16 protein-coding genes and 6 pseudogenes are annotated in these 23585 nt (G+C 47.1%); 11 read left to right on the top strand and 11 right to left on the bottom strand.

Going from position 1 to position 23585, the window contains the following annotated elements:
* From A7K98_RS18185 to A7K98_RS18165, 5 genes are all read right to left on the bottom strand, one after another.
* Positions 1-1239, bottom strand: coding sequence for a sensor histidine kinase (locus tag A7K98_RS18185; protein ID WP_157666011.1), 1239 nt, complete (start codon positions 1237-1239; stop codon positions 1-3).
* Positions 1240-1342: 103 nt separating this feature from the next.
* Positions 1343-2041, bottom strand: coding sequence for a response regulator transcription factor (locus A7K98_RS18180; protein ID WP_087489828.1), 699 nt, complete (start codon positions 2039-2041; stop codon positions 1343-1345).
* A 78-nt stretch (positions 2042-2119) separates the two neighbouring features.
* Positions 2120-5221, bottom strand: a complete 3102-nt coding sequence (locus A7K98_RS18175; protein WP_087489827.1) for an efflux RND transporter permease subunit — start codon at positions 5219-5221, stop codon at positions 2120-2122.
* Positions 5218-6330, bottom strand: a complete 1113-nt coding sequence (locus A7K98_RS18170; protein WP_087489826.1) for an efflux RND transporter periplasmic adaptor subunit — start codon at positions 6328-6330, stop codon at positions 5218-5220. The genes A7K98_RS18175 and A7K98_RS18170 overlap by 4 nt, the downstream gene beginning before the upstream one ends.
* Positions 6330-6608 (bottom strand): hypothetical protein, encoded by a 279-nt coding sequence (locus A7K98_RS18165; RefSeq protein ID WP_087489825.1) that lies wholly within the window; start codon positions 6606-6608, stop codon positions 6330-6332. Before A7K98_RS18165 ends, A7K98_RS18170 begins: the two co-directional genes overlap by 1 nt.
* 410 nt (positions 6609-7018) lie before the next feature.
* Here A7K98_RS18165 and A7K98_RS18160 point away from each other — a divergent pair.
* A pseudogene (locus tag A7K98_RS18160) lies at positions 7019-7442 on the top strand (transposase); the annotation flags it as partial.
* A gap of 72 nt (positions 7443-7514) precedes the next feature.
* Here the strand turns inward: A7K98_RS18160 and A7K98_RS18155 are convergent.
* Positions 7515-7768: pseudogene (locus A7K98_RS18155) on the bottom strand (IS110 family transposase); the annotation flags it as partial.
* A gap of 88 nt (positions 7769-7856) precedes the next feature.
* Between A7K98_RS18155 and A7K98_RS18150 the strand changes: the two are divergent.
* The 6 genes and pseudogenes from A7K98_RS18150 to A7K98_RS21620 form a co-directional block, all read left to right on the top strand.
* Positions 7857-8114 (top strand): annotated as a pseudogene (locus tag A7K98_RS18150) (integrase core domain-containing protein); the annotation flags it as partial.
* A 40-nt stretch (positions 8115-8154) separates the two neighbouring features.
* On the top strand, positions 8155-8433 hold the full coding sequence (locus tag A7K98_RS18145) for a hypothetical protein (protein ID WP_087489823.1): 279 nt from the start codon (positions 8155-8157) through the stop codon (positions 8431-8433).
* Between the two features lie 70 nt (positions 8434-8503).
* Positions 8504-8929 carry a TraR/DksA C4-type zinc finger protein gene (locus A7K98_RS18140; RefSeq protein ID WP_087489822.1) on the top strand — a complete coding sequence of 142 codons (426 nt, stop codon included), beginning with the start codon at positions 8504-8506 and terminating at the stop codon, positions 8927-8929.
* Between the two features lie 54 nt (positions 8930-8983).
* Entirely contained in the window at positions 8984-9910 is a 927-nt protein-coding gene (folE2, locus tag A7K98_RS18135; RefSeq protein ID WP_087489821.1) for a GTP cyclohydrolase FolE2, read from the top strand.
* Positions 9900-10025, top strand: a pseudogene (locus A7K98_RS18130) (carbonate dehydratase); the annotation flags it as partial. The gene folE2 and the pseudogene A7K98_RS18130, both read left to right, overlap by 11 nt.
* Before the next feature lie 107 nt (positions 10026-10132).
* Positions 10133-10739, top strand: a pseudogene (locus A7K98_RS21620) (IS630 family transposase); the annotation flags it as partial.
* Positions 10740-10799: 60 nt separating this feature from the next.
* On the opposite strand, the gene A7K98_RS18120 reads toward A7K98_RS21620, so the two are convergent.
* Positions 10800-11588, bottom strand: coding sequence for a MipA/OmpV family protein (locus A7K98_RS18120; protein ID WP_087489820.1), 789 nt, complete (start codon positions 11586-11588; stop codon positions 10800-10802).
* Between the two features lie 124 nt (positions 11589-11712).
* On the opposite strand from A7K98_RS18120, the gene A7K98_RS18115 reads away from it, so the two are divergent.
* The 4 genes from A7K98_RS18115 to A7K98_RS18100 all read left to right on the top strand — a co-directional run bounded on the left by A7K98_RS18115 (position 11713) and on the right by A7K98_RS18100 (position 17899).
* A complete protein-coding gene (locus A7K98_RS18115) occupies positions 11713-12405 on the top strand; it encodes a response regulator (RefSeq protein WP_087489819.1) in 693 nt (230 codons plus the stop codon).
* Positions 12402-13583, top strand: a complete 1182-nt coding sequence (locus tag A7K98_RS18110) for a sensor histidine kinase (protein ID WP_087489818.1) — start codon at positions 12402-12404, stop codon at positions 13581-13583. The genes A7K98_RS18115 and A7K98_RS18110 overlap by 4 nt, the downstream gene beginning before the upstream one ends.
* A gap of 93 nt (positions 13584-13676) precedes the next feature.
* Positions 13677-14825, top strand: coding sequence for an efflux RND transporter periplasmic adaptor subunit (locus A7K98_RS18105; RefSeq protein WP_087489817.1), 1149 nt, complete (start codon positions 13677-13679; stop codon positions 14823-14825).
* Positions 14822-17899 (top strand): efflux RND transporter permease subunit, encoded by a 3078-nt coding sequence (locus A7K98_RS18100; protein WP_087489816.1) that lies wholly within the window; start codon positions 14822-14824, stop codon positions 17897-17899. The genes A7K98_RS18105 and A7K98_RS18100 overlap by 4 nt, the downstream gene beginning before the upstream one ends.
* 591 nt (positions 17900-18490) lie before the next feature.
* Here the strand turns inward: A7K98_RS18100 and A7K98_RS21430 are convergent.
* The 4 genes and pseudogenes from A7K98_RS21430 to A7K98_RS18080 form a co-directional block, all read right to left on the bottom strand.
* Positions 18491-18664: a hypothetical protein gene (locus A7K98_RS21430; RefSeq protein ID WP_157666007.1), complete on the bottom strand. Its 174-nt coding sequence runs from the start codon at positions 18662-18664 to the stop codon at positions 18491-18493.
* Between the two features lie 919 nt (positions 18665-19583).
* On the bottom strand, positions 19584-21413 hold the full coding sequence (locus A7K98_RS18095) for a hypothetical protein (RefSeq protein ID WP_087489815.1): 1830 nt from the start codon (positions 21411-21413) through the stop codon (positions 19584-19586).
* Positions 21414-21829: 416 nt separating this feature from the next.
* Positions 21830-22059: pseudogene (locus A7K98_RS21510) on the bottom strand (transposase); the annotation flags it as partial.
* 582 nt (positions 22060-22641) lie between these two features.
* Positions 22642-23535: a dihydrodipicolinate synthase family protein gene (locus tag A7K98_RS18080; RefSeq protein WP_087489813.1), complete on the bottom strand. Its 894-nt coding sequence runs from the start codon at positions 23533-23535 to the stop codon at positions 22642-22644.
* Between the last annotated feature and the right edge of the window lie 50 nt (positions 23536-23585).

The following is a 23585-nucleotide window of genomic DNA, read 5'->3' as shown; positions in this document are numbered from 1 at the left end:
TTACACAGAAGGACGATAATTACTATTTTCAGCAATGAGTGCAACCTTTAATCCTGGGTTGAGATTTTCAATTTGTAATTCGAAACCATGCAACCTGGCAACAGAACTTACAATTGACAACCCGATACCAGTTCCTGATACATCATACCCTCCGTCTGCACGGGAATATCGGTTAATAATGTCAAGGTAATTTTCATCTGTTATTCCATTGCCATTATCCTGTACCACAATATTAGTTTTATTCTTCGAGGAAGAAAAGATTAATGTGATAATGCTTCCGGAAGGGCAATATTTAAAAGAGTTCTCTACAAGGTTGAATATTGCTTCAAATAATAATCCCTTATCAGCATAGATAAAACCATCACTATCGAGAACCTCAAATTTGGTCCCTGTTTCGACACTATAAGGTTCGAAGATCTCCTCTATATCATTCTTTAGCTCAGAAAGATGAAAAAAGGACATGCCAGAATATTTTGTACGACTCTCAATGGAAGAAATTCTCTGAAGCGCAGAAAATCTTTTTAGGATCATTTCTATTTCACTTTCGGCGATGCTCAGGACTTCCTGCTCTTTTTTACCAGTATTGATAGCTGCTAGCTGAGATATTTCACTGATTACACCTCGCAGCCTAATTAGAGGCGAAAAAAGGTTGTGGGAAATATTCTTATTAATGGCATAGATTTCTCCAGTTAACTTTTCAATATCTTCCAGCATAATGTTTATATGTTCTACTAGTGTATCAATTTCATTATTACCAGTCATATTATGAATCCGTTGTCGAAAATCACCCTGACTAATAACCCTGGTAATCTCTTGAATATCCATTAGGTCTCTAACTGTTTTTACACTACGAATGACTCCAATTATTCCAGCACCGAGTGACATAAATGCCAGGCATGTTAATGTAGCAGTAAAAATAATAAGTTTCATTTCTGAAATGAGTTTTATATACACACCGAAATATAAAACATCACCATTTGCAAGCTCTTTCCTTACCATCCTGATTTCATTGGGGATTCCTGCTATTCTTGCTCGGTAAGGCTTTATGGAATATTCATTTCTTGGAGGTTCAGTTGTAATATTTCCAGCAATATATTCTCCTGTCGAATCAAAAACCCCTCCATAAAAAACCTGTCTATAATCGTTCGTTAGCCTATTATTCAATGCCTGAATCATCTTATCTATCGGTAGCATAGAAATTGTATTCACCTGATTAAATATGGCTTGATCGTTCTGCACAATGAGGATGTTCCTTGCCTGGTAGTAAACTGAAAGAGATAATATAACAATACATAACGCCGAGACCAAAAGCGCAATGAATGACATTCTAAAGTATGTGGTTTTAAATAGACTCTTCATTATCATCCGGGGATTTAAGGACGAAACCAGCACCTCTGAGATTTATAATTTGCAGAGATGAAGACAACGCATCAAGTTTTTTTCGAAGATTATTTATATGAACATCGATCACTTTCGTACCAGGATCGAATTTGTATCCCCAGACTGCTTCGAGGATCATCGGTCGGGTAATGAGAATACCATGATTGCGCATTAACATGTTCATCAGCCTAAACTCAACACTTTTGAGTGGCATGTAAACCTTACCAAAACAGAGCGTCTTCTCGATAAGATCAAGTTGAATACCTTCTACGCTCAGCATACTGGTATCAGTGATTACTTTACTGAAGCGTAGATGAACAAGAATTCGTGCGACAACTTCTTCAGATGAGAAAGGTTTGACAATGTAATCCTGACAACCAGCTGAAATACCTGAAACACGATCATCTACTGAATTCATACCACTTATCATGATCACCGGCGTATCACTCTTGATAGCACGAATTTTTTTCAGTAGTTCAATACCATCGAGGTCCGGCAGCACACGATCAAGAGTAATCAGATCATAGCTTTCGTTCTCAAGACAACTTATCGCCTCTGCTGCTGTAATCACATGTTGTGCCGAAATTCCTGCTTCAGCCAACGCATGTATTATTTCACGAGCGAAGAACTCATCATCTTCGACGCAAAGTACACTACTCATGAATTATCTCCATACTGTCAGTCGAAGCAGTCACTGGACTGCCATACTTCACAGACCAGTGAACTGCGGGCCGATATATTAAAGCATGGTTCTACCCGGGAGCCATTTCTTCATCAGGCAGAAAAACACTGGGATGAACAGTACAGCCAATATAGTGGCACTTAGCGTCCCTCCGATAATACCTGTTCCTATAGCAATACGACTGTTTGCTCCCGCACCCGTTGCTATCGCTAGTGGAAATACCCCCGCCAGAAACGCTAGAGATGTCATCAGGATCGGCCGAAGACGTGAACAGGCACCACGCAAAGCCGACTTACCCGCGTCCATTCCACTGCGATACTCACTTTCAGCAAATTCGACAATCAGGATCGCATTCTTGGAAGATAAACCAATAATAGTCAGTAATGCGACCTGAAAATAGACATCATTGTAGAGGCCCCTGAGAAAAATAGCGCATAATGCTCCTACTACACCCAATGGGATTACCAGCATGACACAAAATGGCACACTCCAGCTCTCATAAAGAGCTGCAAGACAGAGAAACACAACCAGAATAGATATTCCATACAACGCTGGCCCACTTCCTGATGCAATTTTTTCCTGAAGTGAAAGTGCGCTCCATTCACCGATGGTACCTGGAGGAAGTGACTGTTGAAGTTTCTCTATTTCCGCCATCGCCCGGCCAGAACTGATCCCCTTAGCTCCGGTTCCGTCAATTTCATAAGCAGCGTTACCGTTAAACCTTACAAGAGAATCTGAGCCTCGTGTCCATTTCGCTGTAGTGAAGGCTGATAATGGTGCCATCTTCCCGCCACTACCTCGAACAAACCATTTGTTTAAGTCATCTGGCCCTGAACGGGAATCAGGCTGCCCCTGCATATACACTTTCTTAACCCTTCCGTGGTCGAGAAAATCATCAATATAACTCCCTCCCCAGGCATTACTTATGGTACTAGTAACATCACTGTTTGTTAGAGAGAGCACACGGGCTTTAGTGAAATCGACATTAAAATCGAGCTGTGAAGTATCTGGCAGAGAATTACTTCTGACCATGGACAGCAGGGGATCCTGATGTGCTTTTTTCAGCAACATATCTCTCAGACTAGCTAGTTTGGCTCGTGATGTACCATCGGTTGCTTCAAGCTGGAAGCTGAAACCATCTACCTGCCCCATTCCTGTTACTGCAGGAGGTGTCGAGACCACAATTCGTGCATTGATAATATTTCCCAGCATTCTTTTTGCGCGTGCAGCAACAGCACCAGCGGTATTATGTTCACCTTCACGCAGATCCCAGTCTTTCAGGCGTATAACCGCGATGCCAGCATTCTGACCGCTACCGCTGTAGTTGAAACCATTAACATTGAAAACATTGGTAATATTATTCTTTTCGGAGGTTTCAAAATAGTTTCGGATTTGATCGCCAATCTTCTGTGTCTGAGGTAATAGACTGCCAGCCGGTAAGGTGTACTGAACTGTAAGATAGCCCTGATCTTCTTCAGGCAAAAAACTGGTAGGAATAGTGTGGAACATGAAAATAACTCCAGCCAGGATCGCGCCGTATAACACGCACAGTTTTGCAGGTTTACGAAATAGCTTAACAAGACGATGACTGTAACGGGATTCCAACCGGCTATATCCACGATTGAAAAGATGGAAAAAACCTTTTGATGGTGTGTCTACATGGCGTAGAAATGTTGCACATAGTGCAGGTGTGAATATTAACGCAACCACGACAGACAACAGCATGGCTGAGATAACAGTGACAGAAAACTGACGGTAAATAACCCCCGTTGACCCACCAAAAAAAACCATCGGCAGAAAAACAGAAGAAAGGACCACAGCAATGGCTACAAGTGCTCCTGAAATTTGTGACATGGCCTTAATTGTTGCTTCTTTAGGCGACAAATGTTCGAACTTCATGACTCTTTCAACGTTTTCAACCACGACAATTGCATCGTCGACTAACAAGCCGATAGCAAGCACCATACCGAATAACGTCAGGGTATTAACAGAATAGCCACAAGCTGCCAGTACGCCGAAAGTCCCCAATAATACAACAGGTACTGTCAGCGCGGGGATTAATGTAGCTCGGATGTTTTGCAGGAAAACATACATCACTACTACTACCAATAAAATCGCTTCAAAGAGAGTTTTGACCACTTCTTCTACAGAAATTTTTATAAACTTTGTATTGTCTTTGGGATAGACAACAGTATACCCCTGCGGCATATTTTTCTGATATTCTGCAACCCTATTTTTAATCAGTGTTGCAGTATCGAGCGCATTTGCACCCGGAGCCAGCATCACCGCAATCCCCGCAGCCGGATAACCATTCATTTCGGCCTGAGTACCGTACTGTTCGTTGCCAATACTGACTTTTGCCACATCAGAAAGCCGGACGACCGAACCGTCGGAATTCGTTTTAACAATGATATTTTTAAACTGATCCGCAGTTTGTAAGCGGGACATAACGTTGACGGTTGCTGTCATTGCCTGCCCAGGAGCAGCAGGCTGTGCTCCAATGCTCCCGCCTGATACATCAGTATTCATTGACTGCACAGCCGTTTTAATATCCGACGGCATTAGGCTGTACTCAGCTAGTTTGGCTGGATTGAGCCATATTCTCATTGCATGTTGCGAGCCAAAGATTCTTACATCCCCAACGCCGGGTAAACGTGAAAGAGTATCCTGCATGTTACTGGCGACCCAGTCGCTAAGATCTGAAGCCGTCGCTTTGCGTGTTTTATCATATACAGCCATCATCAAAAGATAATCAGGTTGGCGTTTAATCACCACGATCCCCTGAGAAACAACCGCAGCCGGTAAACGAGACTCTACACGTGCGACCTGGTTTTGTACTTGAACCTGGGCGATGTCTGGATTGGTTTTCTGGTCAAAGTAGACGTCAATCTCAACCCCACTAGTCGAACTACTTGTACTGGTGAAATAGAGCATGCCATCAAGGCCGGTTAACTGCTGTTCCACGACCTGAGTAACATTGTCTTCCAGGGTTTTAGCTGAAGCACCAGGATACGTCATTGCGATCTTAATTGAAGGCGGCGCAATATCAGGATATTGAGCGATCGGTAAATTAAGCAGGGAAATAGCTCCGGCCACCATGATTAAGATGGCAATCACCCATGCAAATATCGGTCTTTGAATAAAGAAACGTGAAATCATGATTCCCCTGACTCCTTTATTTTTTTGACGGTGACATCATCACCAGGAGATACACGATTATTTCCAGCTGTTATAACACGGTCACCATTCCGGAGGCCCTGTGTAACAATCCAGTTCCCTTTATAATCTCCATCCGTGATGATATTTACCTCTTTGACTTTGCCGTTAGGCGATACAGTCATCACCGATGCCTGACCATTATGGTCAAAAGTTACAGCGCTCTGAGGTACCAGGGCGGCACTTTGATAATGTATCCCTGGCAATATCGCGCGAACAAACATACCTGGAAGCAGACTATGCATAGGATTAGGGAAGACGGCTCGCAATTTAATAGTACCTGTAGAAGGATCTACAGCCGCTTCGGCAAGTTCAAGTTTTCCAGCCTGCGAATAAATAGTGCTATTCCCCAACATCAGCCTAACCTGTTCTTCCTTACCACCATTATCCATTCTCAGCTTATGCCATTGGTCTGATGGCTCCTGAAGATCGACATATATCGGATCCAGTTTGCGAACGTCGGTCAATGAATCGGATTGATTAGCCGTTACTAGGGCTCCGGGCGTCACCGTCGATACTCCCGCAATACCGGAAATCGGTGAGCGAATTGTGGTTCTATCAAGATTTATTGCAGCAGTCTCAAGATCGGCCTTTTTCTCTTCAATATTTGCGGTGTCTTGCTTGTATGTTGACAATGCATCATCAACATCCTGTTGGGAAATAACATTGCTGCTTAGTAAGCGGTTATAGCGCAGGTACTTCAGCTTTGCAGAAAACAGTTCCGCTTTAGCACTGTCCACAGCAGCAATAGCCTGATCATAAGCTGCTTTATAAGACGCGGGATCCACCAGATAGAGTACTTGGCCTGCATGTACAAACTCTCCTTCCCTGAAGGCCCGTTTCTCAATAATACCTGTAACCTGAGGCCTAACCTGTGAGATGAGTGTTTCACTGGTTCGTCCAGTCAATGTTACTGATGTTGATACGGGTTGAAGGTGGATTAACTGAGCGAAAACAGCTTTTTTTTCGCTACTGGATGATGCCTGCTCCTGTTTGCACCCCATCAAAGCAGCACACAGGACTATCAGATAAGTGAATTTCATTTCAGACATCAGCAGTACCTTGAAAATATTTTTGTAGCACCTAAATAAGCATCAGATTTACCTGGAGAATCCAGCGAGATGATGTTTATTTGATGGGCAGCTAACACAGTTCTTTTTATCTTAAGAACATGAATAGTATCATCCATGTCCCCGTTAATACCGGATATAGAGATAGTACCGAGTTCTCTACCAAAGGGACCTGAGGGTTCGGAACCCAACTGTGCGGCAAACAGACTAAAACTGGGGGAAATAAGTATTGCGGTAATGGCAAGTGTTGATATTTTCATGTTCAATTCCTAATGAGTAAGGAAGAATTTCGTGAACATGATATTATGTCTTTGGCTATTTGATGATTTATTAAAAATTAACTTGACATTGGTTTTTTTATGGATCAGATCGCCCAGGCGATACACACGCTTTCTGCCATGCATGCCTTCGTCAGTGATCCTACCCGCCGATAGTGGGCACGCGACTAAGTGAGCAAACTCTTAACCAGAGGTGACTCATATGTCAAAGTCCGTATCAACCAGTAAGAAACCGAGTAAGCAACATTCCCCAGAATTTCGCAATGAAGTTCTTAGACTTGCTGAGCGCATCGGTGTGGCTGTTGCCGCCCGTGTAAGCATACTTGCAAAAAGAACCATTAGCTTTTAGAGATTTTCCGACCTACTGAATAGGTTCCCTGAAGGAGATCGCTATGCGTAAAGTTCGATTTACTGAACACCTGATCATCGCCGTTCTGAAGTCTGTTAAAGCCGGTCGTACGGTGAACGATGTCTGCCGCAAGGCCGCAATTTCACAAGCCAGCTATTACAACGGAAAGCGAAATATGGCGAGATGGAAGCTTCTGATATCCGAAAAATCAAGGATCTGGAAGATGAAAACCAGCGTCTCAAACAGATATTCGCTGATCTGAGTCTTGAGAACCGAGCACTGAAAGTGGTTATAGAAAAAATGCTTTAAAACCAGTGATAAAGCGTGAGAACGCCCATTATCTGATCTCCCAGTTCACAATGAGCACACATCAGGTATCCAAGACATTATTTTTCTACAAACCGAATACACGGCGTAATGACGCTGTCGTAGAAGCCCTCACAGAACTCGCTGAGCGCTATCCGCGATAGGATTTTAAGAAGCTTTTCCTGGTTATTCTTATCCCTAGTCTTGAACAACATATCACGAGTTCGCGCTCATCTGACAGAAGAAACAAGATGGCACTGAACTCCTTGCTTATGTAACCACCATGCAATATTACTATGATAATCAGCTGCTGGTTCAAAGGCAGTGATAATACTGCCATGAGGTGAAGTTGTAAGTGCAAGTAATCGGTTGAATCCTTCCGGGTATTTTCAATTCGGAGGTAATATATTTGTCCATCCAGATGACGAATCTTTGTATCGAGATGTTTTTTAGCTATATCCAGGGCTATCAGTGTCGCTGTATTCATTGGTTTTCTCCACTTGTGACGGATACAGACATTACAAGTTGTAGAGAATAGCTAACTCAAATGCTAGTCGGATGCGCTCAATAGGTTTCACGGACCGGAATTTATCTCACTGACTGGATTGGCCCAATGGAACGAAGATCATGATGTACAGCTAGATTTTATTCAGCCGGGACAACCCACTCAGAATGTTTTTATTGAACGATTTAACCGGACATACAGGACTGAAATACTAAATTTTTATCTGTTCAGAACACTGAATGAAGTAAGGGGAATTATAGATTGCTGGCTGAAATACCGGAAACCTCAAAAAGAGTATGTAACTAAAACAGGTCTACTTACAAGATGACCTTGCGCTACTCTGGAATCAGTCTGCCGGAAGTATAACGTTGGAGTTTATCAGTTACTGGAAAGCCGGAGTGCTGGAACATAAGGTAAATTCATTAACTGATGAGGAACGTTGCGCGTTACAACAACAAGTGGAAAATACCCCGGGGCGGTTTGGTGACAGACATTGTCGGTTAACTGTGATTGGTCATGTGAATGAAATTGATGATTTTGTCCTGGTGCTGGAACGATGTTTTCTTACAGAGCAGGAAATCACTGACTGGGAGAATGGTGAAGTTATTGAAGATCCCTGGCCAACCAGGATTTCCCGGCTGGAGTAAGGCTGTTTTCTACTTTAATTCGATATTGTTATGTTATAACATTGCAGTAAATGATCTCAGGTACCCTCGAATGACCAAACCTACAAGTGCCGAAAAACAGCAAATTCTGGAGATGGCAGCAGAGCACTATATGAACCCACAGCAGCAGGAGTTTCTCCGTCGTTTACTCTGGCATGAAAGACAAGAGCTTTTGGAACATATAGAACGAGCAAAAATACAACTGCTCGAGCAAGAGGATACGGGGGATGAGGGTGATATTGCTCTCAGAGAAGAATCTCTGCGCCTGATTCTCAGACAAATCGATCGTGAGAGTCGCTTACTGCCAAAATACGATGCTGCATTGTTACGTCTGGAAAATGGCAAATATGGTTTTTGTATTGAAACCGGAGACCCGATTGGTCTTCCGAGATTGTTACTGAGACCGACGACAGAGTTGAGTATTGAAGCAAAAAGCAAAGAAGAAAAGGCAGAATTACATTATCGGAAGAATAAATAACCATATCATTTTAATTGGTATTATTTGTTCTGATTAAAATAAGGGTGTTATGCAATGACGATAAAAACAAAATTATCCCCAACAGACCTGCCGGATGTTCAGTCTGAAAAAGGAGAAGCAACAGAATCACTCTCCCGGGTGGGTATGGAGCAGATAGATCTGCCGGTAGAAATCTCAGGAAGGCCTGTTTCAGCAAAGGTCAATGCGGGTATCAATCTACTGAGTTCTCCTGATGCTGAGAAAGGCATTCATATGTCACGCCTTTACTTGTTACTTGATGAGCTGACTCAACATGAAATTACGCCTAAGTTACTGGAAAGGGTGTTGAATAAATTTCTGAAATCACATCACGGCCAGAGTGACGAGGCTAATATTGACGTTTATGGCGATATCCTCCTTTCAAGAAAATCATTAACTTCCAATCTGTATGGATGGAAGGCGTACCCGATACATCTGAGTGCAGAGTTAAATAAGGGCCTTGCCACCACTCTGAAAGTGGGTATCCCTTATTCCTCAACCTGTCCGGCGTCTGCTGCACTGAGTCGGCAAGTTGCCGCCTCACAGTTCAGGGACGACTTTGCCAACCGTACCGATGATGTTCCTGTTGACGAAGTCGTTGAGTGGTTAACAGAGAGGGGTATGCCAGCAACACCCCACAGCCAGCGTAGCTGGGCCTGGATAACCATTGTGTTATCGCCAGCTGCGGATTCATATCCTATCGAAGAAGTGATTGATTATACTGAAACCGCACTGGGCACTGCTGTTCAGACCGTAGTAAAGCGCAGTGATGAACAGGCTTTTGCCGTCGCTAATGGCAAGAATCTTATGTTCTGTGAAGATGCCGTACGCCGGTTATCTAAAGCTTTTCAGACTGCACCATTCTGTGAGGACTTTGAAATTTACGTCGAGCATCAGGAAAGTTTACACCCACACAATGCCGTTGCCCGTATTTACCGCAAAGGAAACAAAAATGTTACGTAAAAATCCATCAGGACAGGTTCCTCAGGTTTCAACGAAAGCCTACATTGATCCAACTGCTATTATTTGTGGTCGGGTTATCATCCGTGATGATGTGTATGTCGGACCTGTAGTGGTTAACTGAAACTTACCATGGCTTTAGAGTTTTTCCGGAACAATCGTTCTGATTCATTCGGCGTCAGACCTCCATTATATTGATGAGGTCTGAATATCCCATGATGTTATTTATCATCGCTGCGCACCGGCCGTGAGCACAAGTGGCCATTTGAACTGATATGCAGGCTGCTGGTACTGCTTGTCAGCCGTTCACTCGATAATTTTGGCTATCAACGCTCCCGCTGGAGCTGTGAGCTTCTTGCCATAAAAATTAATGATATAACCGGATGAATACTTCATCCTGGGACAGTCCGTCTCTGTTTGCCTTCGGCAGGCCTGGTATGGCGTAGATCGGCTCCCACTTTGCATCTACGCGCCCAAAACAAGGATGAAAAATGGCAGCAATCCGTGAGGCGATGACTAGCAGGTTCCCGGACAACAGAAACGCATCCCCATCAGGCCGGAACGAAAATTGATCCTACCCGGCCGGTGCCCTGCAGCGTGGGTCAGGAAAGGTCTGCTATGTGGGCGGCAACAGTAAGGATTGATCATTATTTATCAGCCGGTTTAATCACCGTGGATAAATCACGTCGAACGATTATGGCAGGCGCTGCACGATATTATAACCCGTAACCACCAATACCGTTCAATGTGGTAGTTACTAGGAAAAGTACGCCATTTTATGGAAACCTCCAATCTGTTTCTCGGGAGTAAACATAGCCAGATAGAAGTGTAGAGGTACTAGACGGGTAGGATCAGAAACAAAAGCCATCTTTTTGAAGACACAACTATTTACTCAAAATGAATACAATATGCCGAGAGTGAGTGCCGCTTCATCACGCCGGAACACGAACGGACTCTCTTCAGCATGCTTATCCAGCCAGATATAGTCGGTGCTAGCCAGCCATCCCCAGTGCGGGGTGAACTGATGACTCCAGGTTAGGCTGATATCCGCACCATAAAACCCACCAGGTGCATGATACCGCGCATAGTCTGTGCGGCGGCTTTGCGCAGCAGTTACACCATATAAGGTGTTCATATACCGGCTATCGCCAAATAATGCAGCAGTATTGAATGCCATCGTGTCGGTGCTGGTCTGGAGAGGGATCAGAGTGGCGGAGGTCTGGTAATTCACGCCCTGGCTATCGTTCAGCGGCAGGGTTGCTTTACCTTCCAGTGTTAGCCATGGAGTGACCGACCAGCCAATAGCAAGAGCCGTGTTAACCGTGGCTTTAATGTTTCCCATGCCTTTCAGCCTGTCGCTGCCGTCCCGCCAATCCGAATTCCGTTCTGAGCGTCCCAGATCATAGCCAAGAGTATGTTCGAAGTAGAGTCCGCTGTCGCTCTGCAGGTCATAGCCAATTCCTTTCTGCGAATCAATAAAAAATGCCCCGTCCCGAGCCTGCACCAGCGGAACCAACTGCCAGCGTTGCTTATCTGACCCGCTGTAACGGGGCAGGCTCTGACCTGCCATCCCGATAGAAAAATTCTTCTGTGATGATGCGGTATCATCTGCCCGTGCTACACCTGCAGTACCCGTTAGTGCTAAACAGGTCATATACAATGTGAGTTTTCTGGTTATCATTGTGCTTCTCCTTACCTGAATCGTTAGTAAGCGGTTGCCAAGGCCCGCGTATGCCTGGTTAATATACGAAGGCAGTGTCAGTAAACTGTCAGTGATTTATGAAGAAACGGTCAAGGTGGCCTGAATGTCCGGGAAACGAATACTGATTATTGAAGACGATGCGGATGCAGCGGATGTGCTGGGTGCGTATTTACGACGGGAAAACTATGATGTGTCTATGGCGCACGATGGTCCGTCAGGACTAGAGATGTGCCAGCGTCTGCGACCTGATCTTATCCTGCTTGATGTGATGCTCCCAGGTATGAATGGCACTGAAATCCTTGCCGCCGTTCGGCGTAAAGGGAACACTCCGGTTATCATGGTAACCGCCATGAATGATATGCCGGATAAAATTGGTGCCCTGCGCTACGGTGCCGATGACTATGTCGTTAAACCTTATAATCCCGGTGAAGTGGTGGCACGTGTCCAGGCGGTATTACGACGTGCCTCGCAGGTACAGGAGGTGCAGTCATTACGCTGGCAGGGGCTGGAGGTGGATACCACCATGATGACGGCGGGGGTCAGTCATAGCGATGGCAAGCTTACCAGCCTTGAGCTGACTCCTACCGAATTCAGTCTGTTGACCACACTGATGGGTGCACCAGTACGCCCCTTTTCACGCCAGACCCTGCTGGAACGCTGCCTGCCGGAAAGTGACGCGCTGGAGAGGGCGGTCGATACCCATGTCTATAACCTGCGTAAAAAACTTGAAGCTGCCGGAATTTCTGAAGTGCTGGTAAATGTGCGCGGTGTCGGCTACCGGTTCCGTCAGCCATGAAGACGCTACAGCAGCAGACCCTGTGGCGCTGGATTTGCTTACGGATCCTGGCGCTGGCAGTGGGTTCCGTGGTGGTGATTGCGCTGTGTATGTGGCTGCGTTTTGCCGTTGAAAGCCTGTGGATACAGTACCGGATGCCACCGGCCCTACGTGAGGAGTTTGTCCTACTGCGCGCACATCCGGCATCGGACCCGGCCCGCTTTCATCAGATTGTGGATGCATGGTGGGGTATCAGCTACTCAGACCCCTCCATCGCGTCGGCGGACTGGCTGACTGTCGGGATTCTGGTGGTAGTCATTATCCCGTTCATTGTGGTGCTGGGGTTACGTTCTGCGCGGCCATTGGCGGCGCAGTTCGGCCACCTGACGGCGGCCGCCAGCGCTGTATCCTCGGGTAATTTCAGTGCCCAGGCTGCGCAGGTGGATAATGCTCCGTTGGAGATGGGCCGCTTTACCCGTGATTTCAATACTATGACTCAGCAGCTGGCGCGCTATGAGCGTGAACTGCGGGCGTCCCATGTGGCGATGGCCCATGAGTTGCGTTCGCCACTGACGGCGGCGATTGGTCGTCTGCAGGGAATGATGGACGGCGTGTTTACCCCTGAACCCCGGCAACTGGCGATGGTCATGAAACAACTGCAGCTCCTCAGCCGGCTGACGGATGAACTGCACCTGCTGTCGCTGGCTGATGCCGGTCAGCTCAGTCTGAATAAATCGGTGACGGACCTGACGGGGCTTCTGTGCGAGCGGGCGGCGTGGCTGGCTCCGCAGGCACAAGACGCGGGGATGCGCTTCAGCGTTACCGCTGATGTCCCCTGTATCTGTGAAGCTGACCCAGTCCGTCTGGGGCAGGCCGTGACCATCGTGATGGAAAACGCCCTGCGCTATGCCGCAGAAGGGGGCGTGCTGACCGCCGTGGCCCGTAAAGTGCCGACAGGATGTGAAATGGTTTTCTGCGACTGTGGTCCGGGCGTACCTGAAGCATTTCTCTCGGTGATGTTTGAACGCTTCACTCGCGCCGACTCTTCACGGGCGCGGCATTCCGGCGGCAGCGGACTAGGCCTGTCCATCGCGCGCGGCATCTGCAAGGCTCACGGGGGTAGCATTCATGCCTCCCGGGGGGAGTCGCAGGGGCTGGTTATCACCATCACGTTGCCTGCCGGAAATGTCCACGCATAAATCTGCCGTCTTGACAGACTCCTGACAGAAAGCAGGGGTAAATCCTGACACTGTTCCGGTTGAATGACCGGAACCTTGTTCAGGAACACTGCCATGACGGAAAATATTTCTGACCTGACCGACTGCGTTCGGCAGGTAATGCGCCATCTCTTTACGTTTCACCGGTTGGCGCTACCGGGATACTGCCTGCTGGCGCTGCCGGTTGTGCTGCTGCTGACTGCCTGCGACGGAAAGCCGGAAAAACAGACGGCTCCGCCACGACCGGTTCGTACTATCACGGCCCCCGTGGCGGCAGGTACTGGTCTGCTGATCCGAACCGGTGAAATCCGTCCGCAGGACGAAGTGGCCCTTGGCTTCCGGCTTGATGGGCGCCTGCTGATGCGCGCGGTAGACGTGGGTGACAGCGTGACGGCGGGGCAACTGCTGGGAACGCTGGAAAGCGATACGCAACAGAATCAGTTCGAGAGTGCCCGCGCCGACTTTACCAGTGCGCTGGCCACTGAACGTCTGGCAGCACTGAACCTGAAACGCATGATCCAGCTTATGCCCTCCGGAGCTATTGCTCGCGTTCAGCTTGATACCGCCCGTTCAGACTGGCAGACTGCAGCGTCACGGCGTCAGAGCAGTGAGGCCGCCCTGAAGACGGCGCAGGAGAATCTCAGCTGGACGCGTCTGACCGCACCGGCCGCAGGTGTGGTCACGCAGGTCAGCGCTCAGCCAGGGCAGGTGCTGATGGCCGGCCAGCCACTGGTCACGCTGGCTGTCAGTGGTGGCCGGGATGCCGTGATCGATGTTGTGGACCCGCAGCAGTTTTCCCGCCATACCGGCGTATTCATCATTTCTCTCACCCGGGACCCGGTAGTGAAATGTACCGGCGAGCTGCGGAATATCAGCCCGCAGGCAGACCCGCAGACCCGCACCTGGCGCGTGCGTATTCACCTCATCGACCCGCCAGTCAGCATGATGCTGGGGGCCAGCGTGCAGGTCAGGCAGGCTGCATCCGGGCCGGGTCTGATATCCCTGCCGGCTTCGGCGTTGACCTGGACGGGCGGTAAACCGGCGGTGTTCGTGGTCAACAGACTCTCGCACCAGTTGGAACTTAGACCCGTTACCCTTGGCGGATATACCACCAGCGCTATCCTGGTGTCTACCGGCGTCGTGTCCGGCGATGCGGTAGTGACTGCCGGTGTCAATCAACTGCGACAGGGGGAAACAGTTGCCTTCGGGGAGGCTGCAGAATGAGGCGCATCTCCTTCAATCTCTCGGCCTGGACGCTGAATCATCAGCAACTCATCACCTTTTTTATGCTGCTGGTGATGGCCGCAGGCATCCTGAGCTATGAAAAGCTGCCACGTAACGAAGATCCGTCCTTTACGATTAAGACGGCGGTAGTCTCAGCCTCTTGGCCGGGAGCTACCGTACAGGATACGGTCAACCTGGTGACGGACACGCTGGAGAAAAAGCTGCAGGAAATTCCGTATCTGGATTATGTGGAAAGTGATACACATGCCGGTCAGTCGGTGATCTTTGTCAACCTGAGAGATGATACCCCGCCCAGGCAGGTGCCCGGCATCTGGTATCAGGTGCGAAAGAAAATGCAGGATATTGCCTCATCACTGCCCTCCGGCGTACAGGGACCGTCGGTTGATGACGAATTTGAGGATACCTTTGGCACTATCTATGGGTTTACCGCCGAGGGTTTTACTCTGCAGGAACTGCGCGACCGGGTGGAGGATATTCGCCGCGACCTGATGTCGCTGCCGGACGTGGGGAAAATTCGCTTGATCGGGGAGCAGGACGAACAACTCGTTATCGCTTTCTCCCCGCGCCAGTTGGCGGGCATGGGGATCACTCTGCAACAGGTCAGCGATGCCCTGAAGGCGCAGAATGCGGTCGAGCCTGCCGGCACGCTGCGCACGGCCCGCGAAAAGGTCTTGCTTCGCGTCAGCGGCGCGCTGACGTCGGAAAAAAGCCTGCAGGCGGTCACGCTGCATATCGATGGTCGTTATATTCCTTTGACCGCTATCGCCACCGTCCGGCGCGAAACGGCAGAGCCTCCGTCGCCGGAGTTCCGCGTTAACGGAAAACCGGCCATCGGTCTGGCTATTTCCATGGCTGCAACCGGGAATATGATCGACTTCGGTCTGGCCCTGAAGGCCCGCATTGGGCTGCTCAGCCAGCAGCTGCCCCACGGTATTGAAATGGTTAAGGTCGCCGACCAGTCGGCCGTGGTCGCCAACGCTATCAGCGGATTTGTTCGCGTGCTGGCTGAGGCGGTCGCCATTGTACTTGCCGTGTCTTTTGTGTCGTTGGGCCTGCGCGCCGGAATGGTGGTGGCCGCAGCGATACCACTGGTTCTGGCGCTGACCTTTACCGGCATGCTGCTTGCCGGTATCGGTCTGCAACGTATCTCGCTCGGTGCGTTGATTATCGCGCTCGGGCTGCTGGTTGACGATGCCATGATAACGGTTGAAACCATGATATCCAGGCTTGAAGCGGGTGATTCACGCCGCGAGGCGGCCACGTATGCCTTCAGAACAACTGCGTTTCCGATGCTGACCGGGACGCTGGTGATGATTGCCGGGTTTATTCCTGTCGGATTTGCGGCCTCCAGCGCGGGGGAATACTGCTACACGTTGTTTGCTGTGATGCTGATTGCGCTGCTCTGTTCATGGGGGGTTGCCATCCTGTTTTCGCCGCTTATCGGTGTGAGGATTTTACCTGTAAAACTAAAAACTCATCCGGACAGGAGGTCTCCGAGTAGGCTTCGGGCGGGATATCATCGTCTGCTGACCATGATTCTACACCACCGGGCAATGACTGTCGGGGTTGCACTGGTTCTGCTGGGGTTGGCCGCGTATGGCACGACATTTATGCAGGGTGAATTTTTCCCTGCCTCTGACCGGCCCGAACTGCTGGTCAGCCTGACGCTGGAAGCTGACGCTTCTCAGAGCGAAACCGGGCGTCAGGTTACACGATTAGAAAAAGCGTTAATCCGTGACCCGGATGTTGATCATTTTTCAAGTTACATCGGGTCAGGTGCAATACGCTTTTACCTGCCGATGGATGTCCTGCTAGATAATGAAAATACCGCCCAACTGGTGGTGGTGGCGAAGGACTTGCGGTCACGTGACAGGCTGAAAAAAACGCTGAATGATTTGCTCTCCAGTCAGTTCAGAGACATCATCAGCCGTGTTTCCCCGCTGGAACTCGGTCCTCCGGTGGGCTGGCCGGTGAAATACCGCATCACCGGACCTGATTACGGACAGGTGAAAGCGATTGCGCATAAGCTGGCGTCAGTGCTGGGTATGTGTCCCTGTACACGTGAGGTTAACCTCAGCGCGGGAGAGCCGGAACGGGTCATCACACTCAACGTTAATCAGACGGCCGCCAGGGCAGCGGGTGTATCTTCGCAGCTTATTGCTCAGATGCTGAACACCGTATGGTCAGGGTCGGTGGTGACGAAGGTGCGTGATGGCAATCGTCTGATTGATGTGGTGCTGCGCGCGAATGACGCGGAACGTCAGGATTTAACGACGTTGTCCGGTCTGCTCCTGACAAATGACCTGGGGCAGAAAATCCCGCTGAGCCAGATTGCGACACCTGAATGGGGGGTGGGTGACCCGGTCATATGGAGGCGTCAGCGGCTGCCTTATATTACCGTACAGACCGATGTGGCACCTGGGATGCGTGCGGAGACTGTCTCAAAACAACTGCTGCCATCGGTTAACCGGCTACGTGCCACACTGCCACCTGGTTATCAGGTAGAGGAGGGCGGGACGGTGGCAGAATCAGAGAAAGGCAACAACTCTGTGTACGTCATGCTGCCGGTGACTCTGATGGTGATGATGGTGTTGCTGATGATACAGCTTCAGCTGTTTTCCCGGATGCTGCTGGCTCTACTGATGGCGCCCTTTGGTCTGATTGGTATCGTGCTGGCGATGTTGCCAACTGGCACCCCTCTAGGGTTCGTCGCACTGCTGGGCATTATCGCGCTGGCGGGGATGATAATCCGTAACTCGGTGATTCTTATCAGTGAAGCTGACAACTATGTACGGGAGGGAATGATGTATGATGCGGCGATCATCTCCGCAGCTGGGCACCGTGCTCGGCCGATACTACTGACTGCCTGTGCGGCGATACTCGGGATGCTGCCGATTTCAGAGCAGGTATTCTGGGGGCCAATGGCGTATGCAATTATTGGTGGATTATTGGTGGCAACACTGGTGACGCTGACGGTTCTTCCGGCTGCAATGAGCCTGGTTATGCAGAAAGAACAGTCATGGTCAGACAAACGGTGTTTAGTACGGCATTGATTCTAGCGATGGTGTATGTTTATTCAGTAAGTATAACTTTCTGAAATAAAGGTAATGGTAATTTCCCCGTAAACCAGTGTGTTCATAAGTGAAATTCTCTACTAGCCTGAATTTAGGAGTATCTCGATGACCCGAATGGCAGCGAGGCTCAACGATCACGTTTTACTGATAGCGGCAGTCGTTACACAGATGGAAGGAGTATCGGAAGATACTTCCTTAATCATTAATCATTCTGATATTTGCTCTGGATACCACTTAATCTCTAGCATGGATCCTTAAAAGAACTGGATTTGGTGGGTGCTAGGGGGGACTTTAAACGATATTTGAGGGGATTGTTACGTTACGAGTCACAGGGAAACTGAAAAATCAAAATTTATAACATGGGATTTTATTATATTGCATTGATTTTATTTGATTATTTATCATCACCCAGATTTTAATGATTTATAGTTCAATATGCTTTTATCCCCCTGACGCACACCTTCACATGTTATCGACACCATCTTAGCGAATCAGTTGAGTATCAAAGACTGTTATATCAGTAGGTTACTACCATAAAAATCAGCAAAGTGTTAACTCTAACAATATTCTTCAGAGAAGCTCATTGCCAACCGGCTTTTGATTCAAATAATCCTTCATTTTTTCGTTCGACTCTTTAATTTCATCAAGGTCAATACCATTAAGTAACTCCTCAATAATTTTACTCCCACGCGGATGGCGAACATCGATTTTTTTGTCAGATTTTTTTTGTATAAACGCGTTCATATACAACTCCAGTATGTATTTAATAGTGCATTGGTAATGATTATTTTACTATCGGCAGTACTCGATTTTCTCCTGTGCATATTCAAGAGGCAGGAACAAATGGCAGTTCAGCCTCAGGCTGTGCTATTAAAAGACTCGAAAAGTACATTATCCGTAGGGTTTTCCCAGTCCAGAGAAGTCCATAGTGCTCCTCGTTCTTTTAGCTCATCTTCTCCATTAGTTTTGAGCTAAATTAGCTTCCGTTGTCCGTCTGCAGTCTTTTCGAGACTCGTCCTGATGATTGTCTCAGACACCCCACCACTACCCCGTAATGTCTGGCCAGCATCGAGCGCCCGACATTACGGGGTAAAATTATTTACTACATATAGTTGTACAATATTTCTTAAGATATCACCATCTTCTTGAGGAATTCCTCCCCTAAGTGTGGGGTTCAGAGCAAAAGCGCTCTGTTGAAAAGCATCAGACCGAGTGTCTTCTGTCATCCTACAGGTTTAGTTAGCTTCTCCCTCTGAGTATTTGCATTCACTTGACAGCCCATTTGCATTTTACTTGACTACCTGTTTGCATTTCACTTGGATATCTCTAACAAAAAATGAAGGCAAGTCACCTACTATGCTGACAGGCAGTTGTGAGCGAGGAGCGGAAGTTAGCGTTTCAAGTTTAACCGATCCATTGAACTTTATAAGGCGATATTAAGAACCTATCTCAATAGGCGATAAAAACCGTTTTTAAAGCTGCCAGTTTTGATGCGCCAACCCTGTTATCATGGGTTCAACCAACAGGCATAATACCCGTTGCAAGCTGAACCCTATTATCTATTGGGATAGGCTCTAAAGCTGAAAATGTATTCTAAGTAGGAACAACTAATAGATAGGTTGGATTGACCATTGCGAGTAGCTCGGATTCATCAAATAACATTTTATGAGTGCAACTTCAACCACTTAACCAATACTGCATCTGAGGTTACTATTTGTCTTTTTTCTATTTGTTTGTTAATTCCATCTATTTTGTTATGTTTCGCGCCATGAGTTGGCTCGAGATCGACAATCATTTTTTCAAACATATGATGATATCTAATAAATGCCTCTTCGGATGAACTTACTCTCGGAAGGGTTGATGCCATATAGAACATAGCGTTTATAGTCCCTCGCAAATAATGTTCTAGATTTGCAGTCAGCATTTCAATATAAGGACTAGATTCAGCGTTATGAACGATAGAATTTCTTAATATATATAACCTATGAATTTGCAATGTTACCTTCTCTGCATGTTTAATAATCTTACTTCCCATCTCCCTATGATTATTGCATAGTAATAATAATTTCCTGAACATATATGCTGAATATGGATAATTAACCAGCCAAGATTCAATTTGTGAACTGATACTTCTATCTTTAAAATAAGTGTACAAATCAGCCAGGCTTGCATGGTTAAAATCAATGGCCGACCCCGCAGAATCAGTGACAATCATCGATTCTGATAAAATGATGTCGCGCATCAAGGCCATCTGCTTAACAATATAGTCGACCCCGATGCAGGGTACAACGGAATAAATGACGTGTTCATCATGCGTTAGGTCATTTGAAGATACACCAAGTGTTAGAGATTCCAGCGCTGACCAGTATGAGGTGTAACGACTTTCCTTTGAGCTTTTACTAATTCCATTCCTTAAAAAATGGAATGCGGAACTGATTTTCTTTAAAGATTTAGAGGGAGATTGTGTGTATATTTTCCCCATGGAATTCATGAAAAATGAAAATTCACTGAGTGTTAATCGATCTGTGTTGGCGTTTATTTCATTTTCAAATTTGGCTATATTAGTAATATGACCTGATGAATCTTTTACTGTAAATGAACTATGTGTATTAATATCATTTCGGCCAATTATGTAAGCTACAACATCTAACGATTCTTCAAGGATGGCTTCGGCATTCACTCTCGCAGATAATACCGAGCGAGCAATGGTATTTATATTTATTTCTACAGCCTTTTTATTTTTTCCTGTTATTACCGGTTGATAAATACATCCATTGAAAGTTACTGACTGCTGCGTGGATTGGAACATGTCATGTAATTTATTACTCTCTATCGTGATTTTTACATCATATTCTGTTGGTTGATTACATAATTTTGACCGCCATGAAGAAAATCTTGAAGAAAATAATTCTCCATTTTTACCTAATAGAATGCGCTTATATAAAAGATAGCATTCTGAAATAGGCATGCCAAGGGTAAGAACAACACTCATCAACCCATTTGATAAATTAGCAATTTTCTCATAATCAAGATCACTAGGTTTCGAAGTCAAATTTAGCTCAATCTCAATGAGTTCAATGGCTTTTTCAATATAATAAGTTTCAAAACTATCAACTAACTGATTGACCATGCTCTGAATGAGCTTCTGTTTTTTTTCAACTGGGCTTCTGCCCGAGTCTCGGAGAAGCTCTTTAGTTTCAAGAAGACTTATCAGAGTTTGAGGGATGTCTTCAAATATCGGTTGCGCGGCGACCACATCTTTTTTTAGCAGTTCCAGCAACTCTTCGGCTGCCCGGGCACGTTTATCGATCCCTTTGTATTTGTCACCAAACTGGTAGAGAAAAAGTAACTCGTTTGAGGCGTTCAACGGGTTGTTGAAGCTGACCCTATCTGTATCAATGCTATTTTTGTGGGAAAGATTCCCCCAACATTCAATGAAAAAGACCTGCCTAGGCGTACAGCCTTGCTTATTGAGTTGCTTATCGATTCTCATGCGTGTTGCGTCCCTGCGTTGGGATGTTATAATAGGTCAATATTACATAATTTCTAGCCGTTGTTGTACTGGCAGCGGCCGTTACCGAAAAATAAGACCCTTACTTGCTCGCCTGTGGCTTTGTTCCCGGACTGGTTAGGGTCGTCCCTTTTGAAACCGCCATTTATGGCGGTTTTTTTATGTGTTTTTAGAGAGGTGTCCTGCTCCCCCGTAGATCCGCATGTTCAGATGTTTGTAATGTCAGCTCCTGGCACGCAGCAGACATTCAGATGAACCCATTTCACACATCGAATGTTTACAGTCAGAACTTGTTGGCAATGGTCAAGTAATTTGCGAACGGTCGCCAAGTAATATGCGAAAGGGGGTCCAGATCAAGTGCGATTACGCACCCTCACATCTTGCCATGGCTTCTTGAATGATTTCAGCCGCTCTTCGGCATACATTTTTGAAACGACAGTTTTCCTCTTCCAGCTCTTTCGGCTAAGAGATGCGGGCAGCATCCATCCTGCCAAACTACAAATGCCATTGATAAAAGCTGGCACTACTGATGCCGTGCTCCCGATAAAGCTCCGAGAAAGGTGTGCCTGCTTCGGTTTGTTTTAAGAATGGCGATAATCTGGCTGTCAGTAAAACGAGATTTTTTCAAAGAATTTCCCCTCAGTTCAGATTACGAGAAAATTCTACTTATGAACATACCGGTTTTATGGGGGGATTACCGGGAGACTGGGTGCCTGTCTACGGAATAGATCCTTGGTCTGACAAGTTTTTGGCCAATTACAGCTCGAAACGGTGTAAATACCAAGGTTTGATATAGAGTTGATAGCAATAGAATTAATGAATTTTATTTCGCCAAGATCTTGCTAAAATGCGAATCAATGTTTGATCGAAATAACCAGCCTTTGAAGAGCCGCCTTATTGATTTCGGGTGTTGGATCCACTTGAGTTGCTCAGATGATATCGCTGAAAGTGTTAATATTCTAACTTTACACTTAGCGGATAGTAGTACCACAGTTTCTGTCCAGAAAGTGAACAATATTGGGGATAAATTGACATTTTATCCTTTTGTTATGATAAAAATGAATGTTTTCAATTGGTTGTATTATTTTTTCTTACTTTATGTGAACTACCGTTCTGATTGGCCTTTCCGGCTATCCGTACCTGATAAAACCCTGCTTAGGCAGGGTTTTGTGTTTAGGGGATTCCATTACGCTTTGGTGTAAAAGTCGGACTACTCCAAAGCCAACGGCTCAATCACCTCAGCAATTTCCGGTAAATCGCTCTCTGGTAGTGGTAACAAAGGGCGTGGCAGGTTGTCGCGGGCAGTCAGGCCAAGAATTCCGGCTGCAGCAGCGATAACCCGCAGGCTGCCGCCATGCTTGCGAAACAGCGCCCATAAAGGTTCCAGCCTGGCACTCAGTGCCATGACCTGTTGAGTATCACCGGCTACCGCTGCCCGGGTTATTTGTTTGCTGATGCGCGGGAACAGGCCGCCGCATACCGAATACCAGACTTCACAACCAGCAGTTAAACCACTCGCCGCAAAAGCATCTCCACTGATACCGATAACGGTGCCGGGGTCAAGCTGGCTACGCAACTGGCTGATCCGTTGTTTCACTGTATCGTGATCCCCGGAGATGCCGGGAATTTTCACTGAGCGTACTCCTGGCAATGCCGAGAGCTGTCCGAGTAGCTGGTCTGAATAGCGAAAGTGGGTGGTTGAGGGATTATCATAAATACAGACAGGAAGTGAAACCTGTTGGGTGACTGTTTCAAACAACCGGTAGACTTCTTCGTCGCGCAGAGACTGGTAGCAAATCACCGATAGCAGTAATGCATCAGCTCCAGCCTGCTGTGCATCTTCTGCCAGCCGCAAAATTTCATCGCCACTGACAGAACCAACACAGGCCATCAGAGGAATATCTCCGGCCAGCTGGCGCGCGAGTTGTATCACGCGCTGGCGCTGCTGTCGGGTCAGATAGGCGTAACTGCCTGTTGACCCTAAAATACCCAGTGAATCTACCCCGGCAGCGGTCAGGCGCGCCATAATCCGGGAGAAACTCTCTTCATCCAGTTGGCCATTACTTAACGGCGTTAACGGGAAAGCACATAACCCACTGAACATAGAAATACTCCTGAGTGTAAGTTTGTCGCTTAATACGGTTATCAGCAGGG

Origin of the sequence: Tatumella citrea, assembly GCF_002163585.1 — a bacterium.
GTDB lineage: Bacteria > Pseudomonadota > Gammaproteobacteria > Enterobacterales > Enterobacteriaceae > Tatumella > Tatumella citrea.
This window is presented reverse-complemented; position numbering and strand designations above follow the sequence as displayed.

Bases quoted from the DNA above. Each gene is read 5' to 3' on its own strand.
- A7K98_RS18180 (WP_087489828.1), bottom strand. From the start codon at position 2,041: ATGAGTAGTGTACTTTGCGTCGAAGATGATGAGTTCTTCGCTCGTGAA.
- A7K98_RS18175 (WP_087489827.1), bottom strand. From the start codon at position 5,221: ATGATTTCACGTTTCTTTATTCAAAGACCGATATTTGCATGGGTGATT.
- A7K98_RS18170 (WP_087489826.1), bottom strand. From the start codon at position 6,330: ATGTCTGAAATGAAATTCACTTATCTGATAGTCCTGTGTGCTGCTTTG.
- A7K98_RS18165 (WP_087489825.1), bottom strand. From the start codon at position 6,608: ATGAAAATATCAACACTTGCCATTACCGCAATACTTATTTCCCCCAGT.
- A7K98_RS18140 (WP_087489822.1), top strand. From the start codon at position 8,504: ATGACCAAACCTACAAGTGCCGAAAAACAGCAAATTCTGGAGATGGCA.
- folE2 (WP_087489821.1), top strand. From the start codon at position 8,984: ATGACGATAAAAACAAAATTATCCCCAACAGACCTGCCGGATGTTCAG.
- A7K98_RS18120 (WP_087489820.1), bottom strand. From the start codon at position 11,588: ATGATAACCAGAAAACTCACATTGTATATGACCTGTTTAGCACTAACG.
- A7K98_RS18115 (WP_087489819.1), top strand. From the start codon at position 11,713: ATGTCCGGGAAACGAATACTGATTATTGAAGACGATGCGGATGCAGCG.
- A7K98_RS18110 (WP_087489818.1), top strand. From the start codon at position 12,402: ATGAAGACGCTACAGCAGCAGACCCTGTGGCGCTGGATTTGCTTACGG.
- A7K98_RS18105 (WP_087489817.1), top strand. From the start codon at position 13,677: ATGACGGAAAATATTTCTGACCTGACCGACTGCGTTCGGCAGGTAATG.
- A7K98_RS18100 (WP_087489816.1), top strand. From the start codon at position 14,822: ATGAGGCGCATCTCCTTCAATCTCTCGGCCTGGACGCTGAATCATCAG.
- A7K98_RS21430 (WP_157666007.1), bottom strand. From the start codon at position 18,664: ATGAACGCGTTTATACAAAAAAAATCTGACAAAAAAATCGATGTTCGC.
- A7K98_RS18095 (WP_087489815.1), bottom strand. From the start codon at position 21,413: ATGAGAATCGATAAGCAACTCAATAAGCAAGGCTGTACGCCTAGGCAG.
- A7K98_RS18080 (WP_087489813.1), bottom strand. From the start codon at position 23,535: ATGTTCAGTGGGTTATGTGCTTTCCCGTTAACGCCGTTAAGTAATGGC.